The following is a 14331-nucleotide window of genomic DNA, read 5'->3' on the forward strand; positions in this document are numbered from 1 at the left end:
AGTTGTCGGGGGTTGGTCAGTTCACCGTTGGAGTGATGGTGAATACTCCCGTCGTCGCACGGAATGCATCGCGAATTTTCATTTTCTTCTTCTCATGCCCAGCTCCCCAGGAGTCGGAGAAGATGACCTTTCGCTGATCGAGATTGTATCCGATGATCATACGCATGTGTCCGCCACGTGCCTGTGGGGAAATGGCTGGCTCTTCAGGAAACATCCCGAGTTGCAGACTCCACAACAAGGGAATCCCGGCATCTACATGCCTCACGATCTGCTTTTCGAAGTCTCGTTCGTCGAATTCGGTGCCGGCATCGAAACGGTCGCCCGACCGCACTTTGACGCTATAGAGTTGGCCATTGGTGAATTCGACACCCAGAACGTCAAAGCGGGTTTTGAAGCGGTAGTCGATCTTCCCAAGCAGTCCCATGATGGCGATCGATGAGGTGCCCGAATCGGCATCCGAATCGGCCATTTCTGCGATTTGATGCTGATCGCAGGGAATGCCATAGTATTCGAAGAGCCTCTGAACGGAGGCCACGACGCAATAACCCTTCGGTCCTTGGTCGACCATGGGAATCGGGTCGATCCACACATCACCGTCCTGACTGTGGACGAAGGTCGGCAGGTCTGACTTGCGAACACGGCTGCTGTTTCCAGGACGTACCGAATTGGCGATCGGTCCTGACGCCTTGGTCGGGGCGATCCGAAGGCGCAAAAATTCAAGATGGCCTTGAGAGGCTTCGGGATTGCGCTCAAGCACCGCCATGCTGTCGCGATCCGTCCAACTCCATCCTTCGGTCAGAAGGCCTTGGCTTGGATTCGGTTTGCGTGCCATCACCCGTCCGCCGATTTTCTCTCCCATCTTCTTCCCCGTGGCCTTAAAGCGCCGTTCGAACTCAGACGAGTCGACTCCTTCGCTGTCCGCTCGATTGTAGATACTAAGGCTGATTCCACTGATTCCCTCGTCGGAGAAGTCGATGGTGACCTCTTCGCAGGGAACTTCTCCCCCGAAGAGAGAGAATTCAACCTTTCTGCCCTTTTCCCAGGCGGACTTCATGAACACGGCTCGGTCGCGATCTTGCGTCATCCATGCAAACGCCTTGGTTTCTTCAGCCGCGGGCGTTTGATACAGTTTCTCAAAAGCATCTTGAGAGATCGCGAACGATTGAGGGAGCTCAAGAAGAGGGTCGAAGTTAACTTTTATTCCTTGATCATTGATCTCCACCTGAGACCAGGCCAAGGAGCTTAACCCTCCTAATATCAAAAAACTCCGTATCACGGGGAAAACGTGACACGGAGTGATGATATCTCCAAGAGCGGAGTTGTCGGTTTAACCGATCAACCAAAGAATAGGCGCCGGGAATACCCCTAGAATGAGGATGGCAAGTGTCAGAGTGATCACAACCACTCGGCTGATCCCTGGAAGTTGAACCACGGGAGCATCGGCCGAAGCTTCCACCCACCACATGGCGCGGATCAACTTGAAGTAGTAGTAAAAGCCTGCAGCAGCGCCGATGGTCGCCAGGGCAACGCACCACCAGAGTCCCTGATTCACGGCCAGGGAGAAGACGAACCATTTGCCCCAGAATCCGGCCGTCAGTGGAACACCGGCCATGGCCGCCATGATCACGGTGAGCGCGTGGGCAAGCATCGGCGAACGCTTGCCGAGACCATTGAAAGCATCAATCTCCTCCGAACCACTCTGCAGCCGCACTTGAGCAAGGATGAAGAAGGCGGCCAGGGTCATGAGCAGATAGGTCGCCAAATAGAAGCTGACGGTGGTGACCGAACCCATGGCCGTGGCGGATGAAGTCTGCCAGGAGGCCAGTGCCAGAGTGAGGAACCCCGCGTGGGAAATCGAGGAATAGGCCAGCAAGCGCTTGAAGTTGGTTTGGGCGATCGCCGCAAGGTTTCCAACCAAGAGGGTCGCACCTGCAAGGATGGCGAGCATCACCATGACGTGCTTGGCCACGGGGGAGCCCACTTGAAGCAAGGGATCAAGGAAGCGCAACAGCAGCACAAAACCTGCAGCCTTCGAACCCACGGAGAGGAAAGCAGTGGTGGGCGTCGGTGCGCCTTGATACACATCGGGGATCCAGACGTGCATCGGAACCGCGCCAATCTTGAAGGCCAGGGAAACCAGCACCAAACCTACGCCAAGCAACAAGGCGGGCGAGGCCTCCGTCGCGGTGGCCAACTTCAGACCAAGGGCCTGCAAATTCATGGTCCCGGTGCTGCCGTAAATCCAGGCGATGCCATAGACGAGGAAGCCCGTGCTCAAAGCACCGAGAATGAGGTATTTCACACCGGCCTCAAGCGATCCGAGATTGCGGCGGAGGAAGGCGACAAGAATGTAGAAGGTGATGGTAACAAGCTCCAGCGCAACAAAGGCGGAGGCCAAATCCTTAGCAGAAGCCATCCACATCATGCCTGCACAGGCGAAGACGGGCAGCGCATAGTACTCGCCTGTCGCCGCCTCGCTACCGGGATGGTCGGTGAACCTAGCGAGAATCGGGCGGTAATCCAGCGCCATGAGAATCACCAGTGCGGTGCAGGCGAGGGCAAATCCTTTGTAAAAGCGGGCGATCCCGTCGTAGCCATACAAATTCCAGAGTGGCCACCCGGCCCAAGCCGAATCGGGTCGCGCCTGATCTGGGCCGATCGCGAAAAGGTTGAAGATGAAAATCAGCCCGAGTCCGCAGGCAGCAATCAAGCCGATATGGCGCTTGGAGTGCGCAGGACCAAAGGCCTCAAGCATCAAGAGAACGATGCCGAGAGTGACCGTAAGGGCTTCGAGGTAATAGGCGGGCATGGTGGAAAAGAAAAGGGTGGGACCCGGCGGGAATTACTGGAGAAGAGAAAGAAGGAGGTTCGGGAATATGCCGACAGCCAACAACACGCCAGCCAGCAACAGCGATGGGGCTCGTTCACAGAGCGACAAGTCGGTCGCCGTTTCCGTAGACGGGCGGGTCGGGCCGTGAAAGGTCCGTCGGAACGCACGCAGGCCATAGACGGCACTGATCACGACACCCCAAATCGCGAGGACGCAGGTGATTTGGACCGGACCCATGCCTTCGGCTGGGAGGTAATTGCGGAAGGAGGAGACGAAGACCATCACTTCTCCTGCGAAGTTGGCCAAACCTGGCAAGCCGATGCTGGCCATGGTTGCCAGGCCAAAGAGAAATGCCAGACCCGGTGCTGGCTTGGCCAGGCCCCCGAGATCGGCGAAGTCGAGGGATCCGGTCTTGCGCTCGATGCGGTCGGCGAGCCCGAAGCCAAGTGCGATCGAAATGCCGTGGGCAAACATCAGAAGCACGGCAGCAGGCAGAGCGAGATCGTTCATCGGCGAAGCCGCGAGAGCCGCGATGGCCAGAAAGATGTAGCCCATGTGCATCACAGACGAGTGACCCAACACGCCATCAAGACGCCGCTGGTTCAGAGTGACAAAGCCCACCCATAGAATGTTGCCCAGCAGCAATACACACAATGGAGTCAGCCACGCGTGCATTCCGGAAGGCAGCAGCGGAATCGCAAGGCGAAGCAGCCCATAAAGACCAAATTTCTTGAGCACCCCGGCGTGAAGCATGGCGGTCGGGGCCGGTGCGCTGGCATAGGCAGGAGCCGCCCAGGAGTGGAACGGGAAGAGCGAGACCAGGATGCCAAAACCCACGATGAGGAGCGCTGCGATCCCTTTCTGAGAAGCGGCATCCACTGGGCCGCGAGCCAGCATTTCTGGGATGCTGAAAGTTCCTGCGACATGGGCGAGCCACAGCAGCCCGGCCAGCAATATCAAGGAACCGAAGCCCAGATAGAGGGTGATCTTCCAGGCAATGGCCCGGCGATCACCACGGCCAAGAATCCCAATCATCAGGAATGTCGGAATCAGGGCCAGTTCGTGGAAGGCGTAGAAGAAGAAAAGGTCCGTGGCGACGAAAGCCCCGATCGCTCCGGCTGAAATCAGCAGAGAGGAGGCATAGTAGAGCTTTTCACGACCTTCCGGAGCTTTCCCGGAAAGCACAGCCGCCAGGGTCACGATCACGGCAAGAAGCAGCATCACCACGCTCATGCCATCGTAGAGACCCAAGGCAAGGTGGATGTCGGGCCGACTCAGGACGCTGCAAGAGATCGACCAAAATGGAGCGGCCGGTTGCAACGCGGCAGCGATGCCAAGCGCGAGGTTAAGACCCGCAGCCACCAAGGCAGCCATGCGAGCTTGGGCACCGCCAAGGATGGCGAGAGCGGCGAGAATAGGGATCAGGACAAGGGCGAGGAGCATGAGAAAACCGGGCGCTTAGTTCCAGAAAGTGGTGAAGTAGATGACCAGCACGACGCCAATCCCGAGAAGGAAGGCGTAGCCCTGAAGGTTGCCCGCCTGAGCTCGGCGGAAGAGGTTGCCAAACGATTGGGAGAGGCGCGCAGAACCACCAACAAGGAGTCCATTGATCACCCAGACATCGAGGAAGTGAATCAGCGCGGCGAGACCGTCCTGAAGGAGTTTCACGACACCCTTTTCATACACCACATCGATGTAAAAACGGTTTTGGAGAAGGGGCAGATCGATGGGGTCTTTGTCCTTCCCTCGATACAGGAGAAATCCGGCAAGCAATCCGAGCACCAGTGCAGCAGCTGACAACCCGAGGATGAGAAGATGCCCTTCTGCGTGTTCCTCGGCATGATGAATCAGCCGCGGATCCACGGCACTGAGGGGTTTGGTGAGCCAGGATGAGCCGATCGCCATCAGTGCCAGCAAGCAGAGCGGAGCCAGCATCAGGGGGCCCACTTCATGGGCATGATCGGAACCGTGATCCCGCGGCTTGCCAAGGAAGGCGACCACAAATGCTCGGGTCATGTAGAAGGTCGTGAGGAAAGCCACGAAGACAGCGATTCCAAACAGAATCTTGTTCTTCGCATAAGCCGTCGCGAGGATTTCTTCCTTGGAATAGAAACCGGAAGTGACGAAAGGAACCGCGATCAGGGCAGCGGTGCCGATGGCGAAGGTCAGGGTAGTGATCGGCATCTTCTTGATCAGGCCGCCCATCTTCCAGATGTCCTGCTCGTGATGGCAGGCGTAAATCACTGCGCCAGAGCCCAAGAAGAGGAGGGCCTTGAACCAAGCGTGGGTGAAAAGGTGGAACATGCCGGCTTCCGCTCCGCCCAGACCCACAGCCATCACCATGTAGCCCAGTTGCGAGAGAGTGGAGTAAGCCAGCACGCGTTTGATGTCGTTCTGCTGAGTGGCCATCAGGGCGGCGCACAGCGACGTGAAGCCACCTACCCAGGCAATGGCGTTTCCGGCAACTCCTTCGAAGGCCTCGGCACCGAGAGAAAGTTGCACGCGGAAGAGCATGTAGACACCTGCCGCCACCATGGTCGCGGCGTGGATCAGAGCTGAAACCGGGGTTGGTCCTTCCATGGCATCGGGCAACCAAACGTGGAGGGGCATCTGAGCGGATTTGCCCACAGCACCGCAGAACACACAAAGAATGGCCGCGGCAAGGAGCCCACCGACGAGGTCGGGATGCAGGGCAGCAAAGTTGTTCAAGCCGACCTTCATGTCGTCGAACACAAAGGTTCCTGTGAGGCCAAAGGTGAGGAGAATGCCAATCAGAAATCCGAAGTCACCGACGCGATTGACCATGAAAGCCTTGTTGGCGGCGTCTGCTGCCGAGTCCTTTTCATACCAGTGACCGATCAGCAAATAGGAACTCAAACCCACCAGCTCCCAAAAAATGAAAGTCATGATGAAGTTCCCCGCCAAAACGATGCCGGTCATGGAGAACATGAAAAGCGAGAGGCAGGTAAAGAAGCGCGCCTTGGCGCCATCCTCCGCCATGTAGGCGAGGGAGAAAATATGCACCAGGGCGCCGATCCCGGTGACCACGATCATCATGCCCGTCGACAGAGCGTCGAGCTTCAGTTGAATCGGCAATTGGAAATCCCCGATCGAGATCCAGGAATAGCTGGGGCCGCCGTCTGTCTTTCCGAGGAGAAGGAAGGAAACGATCAGCGTCACCACCACCGATGCCACGGAGAGCATCGAAGCAAGAAACGCGTTCCGCTTCAGATAGAGCTGATTCACCGCTGCAGAGCAGAGGGGAAGGAGGAGAAGGAGCCAGGGCAGCATGGAAGGCGGATGTTAGGTCGAGGAAAAAGTCTCTTGGGGAAGTGGGTTCCGAGCGTCAGTCTTTCAGCGCAGTCAATTCGTCGGTGTGGATCGTCTGGCGGGCTCGATAGAGGGCGACGATGATGGCCAACCCGACGGCGACCTCGGCCGCTGCTACCGTGATCACGAAGAAGACCAGCATCTGGGCGCTGTAGTCAGGCAGCCCTCCGGTGCCGTTGAATCGCGAAAAGGCGACCAGGGTGAGGTTGGCGGCACTCAGCATCAGCTCGAGGCACATGAACACCACGATGATGTTCCGGCGCATGACCACGCCGGAAAGGCCGATGATGAACAGGAGGCCGGAAACAAAGAGGTAGGAATTCAGAGAGGCCATGGCTCAGGTCGTCTGGCGTTTGGAAAGCACCACCACTCCAACGGTGGCAACGAGGAGAAGCACGCCGACAATTTGAAGCGGCAAATTGTAGCTGGTGAAAGCGACCTGACCGACGAGGTTGACGTCTGGCAAATGCCCAGCGGCGAGTTTGGCGGAAATGCCGGGGCTGGTCTCTGCCATGGCGACTGAAGCGGCAGTGAGGTCAAGCGGTTCCGCCGCTTTGTCAGGAGTGCTTCCCAGCACACCCAGCAGCTGAATGGTGAACGCCAGCACGATCCCTAGTCCGCCGATCACAGGAACAAGCTTGGGCGTGCGCTTCTCTTCGGTCTTCAAATCAAGAAGCATAATGATGAAGAGAAACAGCACCATGATGGCACCGGCATAGACGAGGATTTGCATCACCCCGACGAAGAAGGCATTGAGGCCGACGAACAGTCCGGCGAGTCCGACAAAGGACACCACCATCGACAACGCTGAGGCCACCGGATTGGGCAGCACCACCACGGCAAGGCCGCCGAGCAACATCAGGATGGCGAAAATCCAGAACAGAAGGAGAGGCATGGCTAAAGAATGGGAAAGGAGGTCAGGGCGATACGGTCACTTCAGCTCGTTCCACTTGTTGACGAGGCCGACGCGGACTCCGCCGATTTCGTAGAGCTTCTTCTTGTCATGCACCATCTCGGCACGGCTGCCGCCGGTGATGAGGTAGTCCTTTCGCAGGAAGATGGCCTGCTCGGGGCAGACTTCCTCGCACATGCCGCAGTAGATGCAGCGGGTCATGTCGATATCGAACTCCTTGGGACGCTTTTCCACCTTGGCCCAAGCATCATCATTAGGGATTTCACCGGGCTCGATGCGAATCGCCTTGGGCGGGCAGATGAACTCACAAAGTTGGCAGGAAACGCAGCGTTCGCGACCTTGTTCGTCGGTCACCAGCGTGGGGGCTCCGCGATAGTATTCGGGCATCTGGTCGTCCCACCGCTGTTCAGGGAACTGCATCGTGGCCCCGAGTCCTGACGACTTGAGGGTATCCGCTCCACGGGTTTTCCCGCGCAGCGAATCGAAGGCGTGCTTCATCGTGATGAAGAAGCCTTTGACGATGGCTCCGAGGTAGACCTTTTCGCCGGCGGCGAGTTCGGGGCGTTTGACTTTGACGACTGGCATCGATGAGGAAGGGGTTCAGTTGGAGCCTAGCAGACCGTAATTCGGAGCGGCTTTCGGTTCGGAGGCGCGAAGCACCCACAACAGTGCGGCGGAAACGATCACGAGCAGGACAGCGCCCACGACAGTGATGACCGTGCCAAGTTGGGGAGCCGCGATGACCAGAGCGGCCAGGAAGACATTGATCAGCGCCGCTTCGAAGAAGATCACCCAACCCAAGCGCATGAGTTGGTCGTAACGGAACCGAGGCACCGTCCAACGCACCAGAATGAAGAACAGGATGAAGGCTACTAGCTTCGCCATAAAGATGGCGAGATGGATCAGTCCACCAATTTTGAATCCGCCAATCGCCAGTCCGGAGATAAAAGCATCGCTCCCGAAGCCCAGCGACCAGCCGCCGAGAAATAGCGTAATGATCATGGCAGACCCAATGACCATGGCCGCGTATTCGCCCATGAAGAACATGGCGAATTTCATGGAGGAATACTCGGTGTGGTAACCTCCGACGAGTTCGGTTTCGCACTCGGGAAGGTCAAAGGGCATCCGGTTCGTCTCCGCAAAGATCGAAACCGTGAAGATCAGGAAAGCGATGAACGCCGGAATCCAAAATAGCAGCTTCGACACCAAGGTGTGGTCGGCATCATGACCCCACAGCGGCAGCAACAGCCACCCGTGCTTGGCCTGGTGCTCGACGATGTTCGAGAGATTCAGGTCTCCATAGTAGAGGAGCACTGGAATGATCGAAAGTCCGAGGGCAATTTCGTAGGAAATCATCTGCGCCGTCGAACGCACGCCGCCCACGAAGGGGTATTTGGAATTCGAAGACCAGCCGGCCAAGGTGATGCCATACACCGACAGCGATGCGATGGCGAAAACGAAGAGTGGGCCCACGTCGAGGTCAGCGATGACCAGTTTGACCTCCTCGCCCGTGAATCCGATCGAGGAACCAAACGGCACGACACAAACGGTGATCAAAGACGGCACAATCACCAGCGCCGGAGCCAACCAGAAATAGGCCTTACGGACGTGAACCGGGGTGAAGTCCTCCTTGAGAAACAACTTGAGGCCGTCCGCCATCGGTTGGACCAAACCAAAGAAGGAGATGTCCTTCTTTCCCCCTAGGAGGGTGAGTGGAATGCCGACTCGGTTCGGACCGACCCGGTCTTGGATGATCGCTGAAAATCGGCGTTCAAAATACACCGAGATCGGCACCAGTGGCAACACGATCAGGAACGTGAGGCCGATGACCTTGGCTGCAATGATCGCGAGTTGGATGAGAAGCTCCATGGATTCAGGAAGGGAAGGGAAGGGTCAGCCGACGATCTCACCCGAAGCCTTGCGGGCGCGCTCGTTTTCAAGAAGGGGAATGGTCACGCCAGTTTCGGTCACCACGACTCCGAGGTCGCCGATTTTCGAGAGGGAGAGGTCGGCAAACTCCGAGACGGATCCGGCCATGTCTTTGAAGACATCTTCGATCAGATAGGGGCCTACAGAACCAGCCAGATCACGGAGGATTTCCCAATCGTCACGAGCCTCTTCAGGGGGCTCCACGGCTCGATTGAGGCGTTGCAAGCGCCCGGTGACATTGACCATCGAACCTCGCTTTTCAGCGAAGGCGGCACCCGGGAGAACCACATGGCTGGCTTCGGCGGTGGGCCCGGCAAGCAGTTGAACCGAAGCCATGAACTCGGGCTTGCTGAGGTCTTCTTGAGTGAAGCCCGCCTCGGCGGTAAGATCCTCTCCGAATACGAGCAGCGCCTTGATTTCACCGCTACGAACGCCATCGAGAATGGCCGAAAGTCGGAATGCGGGATCTTCTCGTTTCCAAACCAAGCGAGTTCCCGTGGTGTTCGGATTGCGGTCGGCAGAGATCAGTTTCCCGTCGCTCTCGCCGATGCGCGGCACGGTCGAAATCTGATCAATGCCGTGGCCTTCAGCAAGTTTGCGCACCATGTGAAGCTCCTCATTGGTCATTCGTGAGGAGGCGATGATGGCGATTTGCTGTGCTGGGTAGTTGGTCAGAGCCTCCCGCACCAAGCGGATGGACTGATCCCATGTGGCGGGCTGATGCACGCCATCGAGCTTCACCATCGGCTCAGTGAGTCGCTCAGGGCCATCGATATAGTGAAAATTGAGGCGATGCGAATCGGGCATCCAGCAGGAATTCACTTCGTCATTTTGACGAGGAGTGATCCGGTAGACGCGATTGCCACGGGTCCAAACGATGATGTTGGCTCCGGTCCCGCAGTTGACGTCGATGGTTTTGGTTTCCTTGAGGAACCAAACACGCATTTCGAAGCGGAAATCGTTGCTGGTGAGGGCACCCACCGGGCAGATGTCGGCGGTGTTCAGCGAGTAGTTGGAATCGAGCTTGCGGCCCGGGTGGACGGTGAGGGTGGTGTAGGTGCCGCGCTGAGTAAATCCAAGCACCGGATCATCAGCCACTTCCGCCATGAAACGAATGCAACGGCTGCACATGATGCAGCGCTCGTCATCGAGTCGAATGCGTGGTCCGATGTCGACGTTCTTCGGCTTCTTCACCTTCATGTCGATGAAGCGCGAAACGCCCCGGCCGTAACCCACCGAGTGCTCTTGAAGTCGGCACTCGCCTGCTTGGTCGCAGATGGGGCAATCCAGCGGGTGATTGATCAGGAGGAACTCCATGACCCCTTGGCGCACCTTGTCGACCAGATCGCCCGTGGTACGGATGCCCATGTTCTCCGTCACCGTATTGGCGCAGGCAATCACTGGGCGGGGCATCCAGCCGATATCGAGGTAGCCCTCGTCATTGTAGCTGGGTTCCTGACCCGGAGCCGGGCGTGGTGGCATGCCCATTTGAACCAGGCACATGCGGCAGTTGCCCGGAGAAGACAGCTTCGGATGGTAGCAGTAGTGGGGGACGTCGACGCCGAACATCCGACAGGCCTCGATCATGCGGGTGCCTTTCGGAACCTGGCACCAAACGCCATTGATCTGCACGTTGACCATGCCTTTTTCGGCGGCAAGATCCTTGGGAAGGCGGGCTTCTGTGGTCGATGCGGAGTCGCTCATGTCGATGCGAGGAAACGTGCGTTCGGCACGGTCGGGAAACGGCGCGGCGGGAATATGAAAACCACCCCAGCCAGCGGCAAGCGCACTTTGTGAAAAATTTCACAAACTCAGGCCGGCGGCGAGGAAAGAAAGGCCGGAAATGCACCCAAGCTGGGCAAATCCGGCCTCTTGAGGCTCTTTAGGCGCGGCTGATGTAGGATCCGTCCTCGGTTTTGATCAGCAACTTTTCACCGGGATTGATGAAAAGAGGAGCCTGCACGACCAAGCCGGTCTCCATCACCACGGTCTTGTTCGCGTTGTTGGCGGAGTCGCCCTTGATGCCCTCGGGGGCTTCGGCAACGGTCATGACCATCGACGGCGGAAGCTCGATGTCAGCCACCACACCGTCTGCGAAGAGCAAGGTGTAGATTTGAGCCTCGATCAGGTAGTCCCTCACGATCTCGATGATCTCCTCAGGAACCACGACGTCGTCGTAGGTCTCATTGTGGAGGAAGTGGTGACCGGCAGAGTCCTTGTAGGAGTATTCGTGGGGGATGCGCTCCAGCATCACGCCTTCCATCGAATCGTTCGAGGTGAGGCGAAGGTTCGACACCTTCTTGGTCGCCACGCTGCGGATCGACATCTGAACGTAGGACGCCATTCGAGGAGGCGTTTTGAGCTCGTGGGAGATCACGACGCAAACGTCGCCATTATGACGAACCGCGTGTCCGCGGCGGAGGTTGATGACAGGAGTGCTAGCCATGTTGCGGGGCGAAATAGGTGCCCACCCGCCCGATGGCAAGGATGGAGTCGTGCGAAGGGCTTGGGAGAGAAGGGGCTGGCTTGATATGCGGCGCTGTCTCGATCTCCCTCGGGAAACTCGAGAAGGGCGATTTCACAATGGAAGCTCGCCATGTGACAGAAGGTTCACGCAAACTGGAGCATTCCATCCAGGCAAAGAACCTACAACCCGCTTCCAGTAAAGGAAAAGGGCAGGTTTTTCGCCTCGCCCGCTCGGCGTGACAAAAGCGTCACACAACATCACTCCCGGGTGACGGGGTTGTCACCCTAGGAAGCGCCCGGTCAAAATCCATGACTTCCCACGCAACCATGAAATCGTTCGAAATTGCCCTCGCTCAAGGGCTTCGCATGGCCCTCCTCGGGCTCGGTGTCTCCACCGCCCTCGCGGGTGAACCCCAAGAACTCATCGCCCCTCCCACAGGGACGGCAACTGGGGCAGGGGACTGGTGCGAGTGGCTCTCCAACAAGCCTGGCACTCTCTACAAAGGGGAGAATCCGTTCATTCAGGAAATCGGCATCTTCGGACGCTTCCAATGGCAAGCGGCTTACGTCGCCGGGCAGGATGTCAATGGCTACGAATTCAGCGATGACTACACCGAACTGCGACGGTTTCGACTCGGCGCTCAGGTCAAGTTCCTGAACTACTTTGCGGCGAAGGCAAACGTGAACCTGGTTGATGACGCGCGGCATGCGACCAGCCGCTTTCCCGGGGATGATCAGCTCGGATGGGGCTACGAGGATTTCGATGAAGCCCTGCTTTTCTTCGATGCCAAGAAGGCTTTCGGCATCGAGGCTCTGGATGCCCTTGAGGTGGCTTATGGCCGGCATAAATTCACGCTCGGATCGGAAGCGAGGGAGTCATCGAAGAAGCTTCTCACCGTGGAGCGCTCAGCCATTTCCAACAAAGTTTACGACAGCCTCCGCCCCACAGGCGTGACCATCTCCGCCGAAAAAGGACCATGGTCTGCCATGGTGGGAGTCTTCAGTACCGACACCAATGAAGATGGGGACAATGTCGACTTCATCGGTGGCTGGCACGATGGTCTGGCCTATACAGTGGGCCTTGGCTATGCGGCGAGCGAGCAGTGGTCGTTTTACTGGGATTTCGTCCAAAACGATGCCGACGCGACCCAAGGAGAGGACAGCCTCTGGAACTACGCTTGGGCCACCAGCTTCACCGCTGAGTACGATGCGGAAACCTGGGGGGTCATCGGGGACCTTTACTACGGCGATAACGGAAGTGCCGGCAACGGAGTCGGCCGGCGCAGTCGCCAGGGCGAATTTTGGGCCTTGGTGGTGATGCCCCATGTCTGGCTGGTAAAGGACAAGCTTGAGGGCGTCGTTCGCTACCAATATGCCGGGTCATCTGAGGACCAAGGCATTCGAGCCAATAGCCGCTACGTGCGTCGCGACCACGGGCCTGTCGTGAACGTCAATTCCGGGCGAGGCAATGAACACCAATCCATTTACGCAGGCCTCAACTATTACCTTTGTGGCCATAACCTCAAAGTTCAAGGCGGCGTCGAATACGAATGGATGAACACGCCCGGCGTGGGAAGCCAAGGAGACTACGATGCGGTCACTACCTGGTTCGGCTTCCGCAGCTTCTTCTGATGGAAAACGCTCTCCGTCACCCGAGGGTCCGAGGTGTCTGCCGAGGAGGGTCGGGTGACGGCTTTGACATGCCTTTCGAAAGCCCAGCGTGACAACTCCGTCACCATAGATCCACTGGCAAAAGCCTCAACATTTCCGATGTCTCTGCCGCGCCTACCAAGCGCTTCTGTTCTGTTAACACCTGATCCACGCCAAACCACTTTTCCCATGAAAGCAATCCTGACTGGTATCCTCGCCGCCGGCATGGCCACCGCCATGGCCGCTGAATCTCACCTCGATGAAAACCTGCCTGCCTACGAGTCGGTTTCCGGAGTTTCGGGCAGCCTGAGCTCGGTGGGATCGGATACGCTCAATAACCTCATGACCCTTTGGGCAGAAGGCTTCAAAAAGGCCTACCCGAATGTGACCATCTCGATCGAGGGCAAAGGGTCATCCACCGCTCCGCCAGCGCTGATCGAAGGCACGTCCCAACTCGGGCCCATGAGCCGTCCGATGAAGGCTGAAGAAATGGACGCCTTCGAAAAGAAATTCGGCTACAAGCCGACGGAGGTGAAAGTCGCGATTGATGCGCTTGCGGTCTTCGCCCACAAGGACAACCCCTTGAAGGGACTGTCTTTGGCCCAAGTCGACGGGATCTTTTCCAGCACTCGCAAGAGCGGGAGCCAGGACCTCACGGAGTGGGGGCAACTGGGCCTCGATGCCTGGAAGGGCCGTCCGATCTCCCTTTACGGCCGCAACTCCGCCTCCGGCACCTATGGCTTCTTCCAAGAACACGTGCTGGGCAAGGGTGACTACAAGCCAACGGTGAAGGAACAGCCCGGCTCTTCGGCCGTCGTGCAGGGGGTGGGAGGAGATCTCTACGCTCTCGGCTACTCGGGGATCGGATACAAAACTTCGGGAGTCCGCGCGCTACCACTTTCCAGCGATGGCGGTGAGTTCTTTGAAGCGACCTACGACAACGCCCTCTCGGGTGACTATCCCCTGGCTCGTTTCCTTCTGATTTACGTCAACAAGAAGCCCGGTGAACCCCTCGCAAAGACTTCTCTCGAGTTCATGAAATTCGTGCTCTCGAAAGACGGTCAGGAAGTCGTGGAAAAAGATGGCTACTTCCCCCTTCCTGCGGAACTGGCCACTGAGGTGTTGGAATCGCTCTCGAAGTGATCTGACGCATTGACCCCAAGCCCGTCTGGGACCAGCAATATCCGCGTCCAAGTTGTCACTTGGGTGGAGT

General features: G+C 57.7%; 12 protein-coding genes. 2 read left to right on the forward strand and 10 right to left on the reverse strand.

Annotation, left to right across the window (positions count from 1 at the left end):
• Window positions 1-16: 16 nt before the first annotated feature.
• From HNR46_RS00310 to HNR46_RS00355, 10 genes are all read right to left on the reverse strand, one after another.
• The gene (locus tag HNR46_RS00310; protein WP_184014695.1) at window positions 17-1084 is read right to left on the reverse strand and encodes a C39 family peptidase; all 1068 of its coding nucleotides are present in this window, start codon (window positions 1082-1084) and stop codon (window positions 17-19) included.
• Window positions 1085-1327: 243 nt separating this feature from the next.
• Complete coding sequence (locus tag HNR46_RS00315) at window positions 1328-2809, reverse strand: NADH-quinone oxidoreductase subunit N (RefSeq protein ID WP_184014697.1); 1482 nt, start codon at window positions 2807-2809, stop codon at window positions 1328-1330.
• 33 nt (window positions 2810-2842) lie between these two features.
• Window positions 2843-4273 carry a complex I subunit 4 family protein gene (locus HNR46_RS00320; protein WP_184014699.1) on the reverse strand — a complete coding sequence of 477 codons (1431 nt, stop codon included), beginning with the start codon at window positions 4271-4273 and terminating at the stop codon, window positions 2843-2845.
• A 15-nt stretch (window positions 4274-4288) separates the two neighbouring features.
• Entirely contained in the window at window positions 4289-6121 is a 1833-nt protein-coding gene (gene nuoL / locus HNR46_RS00325) for an NADH-quinone oxidoreductase subunit L (protein ID WP_184014701.1), read from the reverse strand.
• 55 nt (window positions 6122-6176) lie between these two features.
• The gene (gene nuoK / locus HNR46_RS00330) at window positions 6177-6494 is read right to left on the reverse strand and encodes an NADH-quinone oxidoreductase subunit NuoK (RefSeq protein ID WP_184014703.1); all 318 of its coding nucleotides are present in this window, start codon (window positions 6492-6494) and stop codon (window positions 6177-6179) included.
• A gap of 3 nt (window positions 6495-6497) precedes the next feature.
• Complete coding sequence (locus HNR46_RS00335; RefSeq protein ID WP_184014705.1) at window positions 6498-7055, reverse strand: NADH-quinone oxidoreductase subunit J family protein; 558 nt, start codon at window positions 7053-7055, stop codon at window positions 6498-6500.
• Window positions 7056-7091: 36 nt separating this feature from the next.
• On the reverse strand, window positions 7092-7658 hold the full coding sequence (locus tag HNR46_RS00340; RefSeq protein WP_184014707.1) for a NuoI/complex I 23 kDa subunit family protein: 567 nt from the start codon (window positions 7656-7658) through the stop codon (window positions 7092-7094).
• 15 nt (window positions 7659-7673) lie between these two features.
• Window positions 7674-8942 carry a complex I subunit 1/NuoH family protein gene (locus HNR46_RS00345; RefSeq protein WP_184014709.1) on the reverse strand — a complete coding sequence of 423 codons (1269 nt, stop codon included), beginning with the start codon at window positions 8940-8942 and terminating at the stop codon, window positions 7674-7676.
• Window positions 8943-8966: 24 nt separating this feature from the next.
• Window positions 8967-10706 (reverse strand): NADH-quinone oxidoreductase subunit G, encoded by a 1740-nt coding sequence (locus tag HNR46_RS00350; RefSeq protein WP_184014711.1) that lies wholly within the window; start codon window positions 10704-10706, stop codon window positions 8967-8969.
• 178 nt (window positions 10707-10884) lie between these two features.
• Window positions 10885-11448, reverse strand: a complete 564-nt coding sequence (locus HNR46_RS00355) for an elongation factor P (RefSeq protein ID WP_184014713.1) — start codon at window positions 11446-11448, stop codon at window positions 10885-10887.
• Between the two features lie 347 nt (window positions 11449-11795).
• Between HNR46_RS00355 and HNR46_RS00360 the strand changes: the two genes are divergently transcribed.
• On the forward strand, window positions 11796-13100 hold the full coding sequence (locus tag HNR46_RS00360) for a hypothetical protein (protein ID WP_184014715.1): 1305 nt from the start codon (window positions 11796-11798) through the stop codon (window positions 13098-13100).
• A gap of 207 nt (window positions 13101-13307) precedes the next feature.
• Window positions 13308-14261 (forward strand): PstS family phosphate ABC transporter substrate-binding protein, encoded by a 954-nt coding sequence (locus HNR46_RS00365; RefSeq protein ID WP_184014716.1) that lies wholly within the window; start codon window positions 13308-13310, stop codon window positions 14259-14261.
• Window positions 14262-14331: the final 70 nt, after the last annotated feature.

This window comes from Haloferula luteola (genome assembly GCF_014201715.1).
GTDB lineage: Bacteria > Verrucomicrobiota > Verrucomicrobiia > Verrucomicrobiales > Akkermansiaceae > Haloferula > Haloferula luteola.

Excerpts from the sequence above, each read along its gene's own strand:
- HNR46_RS00350 (WP_184014711.1), bottom strand. The coding sequence starts at position 10,706 with ATGAGCGACTCCGCATCGACCACAGAAGCCCGCCTTCCCAAGGATCTT.
- HNR46_RS00345 (WP_184014709.1), bottom strand. The coding sequence starts at position 8,942 with ATGGAGCTTCTCATCCAACTCGCGATCATTGCAGCCAAGGTCATCGGC.
- HNR46_RS00310 (WP_184014695.1), bottom strand. The coding sequence starts at position 1,084 with ATGACGCAAGATCGCGACCGAGCCGTGTTCATGAAGTCCGCCTGGGAA.
- HNR46_RS00355 (WP_184014713.1), bottom strand. The coding sequence starts at position 11,448 with ATGGCTAGCACTCCTGTCATCAACCTCCGCCGCGGACACGCGGTTCGT.
- HNR46_RS00335 (WP_184014705.1), bottom strand. The coding sequence starts at position 7,055 with ATGCCTCTCCTTCTGTTCTGGATTTTCGCCATCCTGATGTTGCTCGGC.
- nuoL (WP_184014701.1), bottom strand. The coding sequence starts at position 6,121 with ATGCTGCCCTGGCTCCTTCTCCTCCTTCCCCTCTGCTCTGCAGCGGTG.
- HNR46_RS00315 (WP_184014697.1), bottom strand. The coding sequence starts at position 2,809 with ATGCCCGCCTATTACCTCGAAGCCCTTACGGTCACTCTCGGCATCGTT.
- HNR46_RS00340 (WP_184014707.1), bottom strand. The coding sequence starts at position 7,658 with ATGCCAGTCGTCAAAGTCAAACGCCCCGAACTCGCCGCCGGCGAAAAG.
- HNR46_RS00360 (WP_184014715.1), top strand. The coding sequence starts at position 11,796 with ATGAAATCGTTCGAAATTGCCCTCGCTCAAGGGCTTCGCATGGCCCTC.
- HNR46_RS00320 (WP_184014699.1), bottom strand. The coding sequence starts at position 4,273 with ATGCTCCTCGCCCTTGTCCTGATCCCTATTCTCGCCGCTCTCGCCATC.
- nuoK (WP_184014703.1), bottom strand. The coding sequence starts at position 6,494 with ATGGCCTCTCTGAATTCCTACCTCTTTGTTTCCGGCCTCCTGTTCATC.
- HNR46_RS00365 (WP_184014716.1), top strand. The coding sequence starts at position 13,308 with ATGAAAGCAATCCTGACTGGTATCCTCGCCGCCGGCATGGCCACCGCC.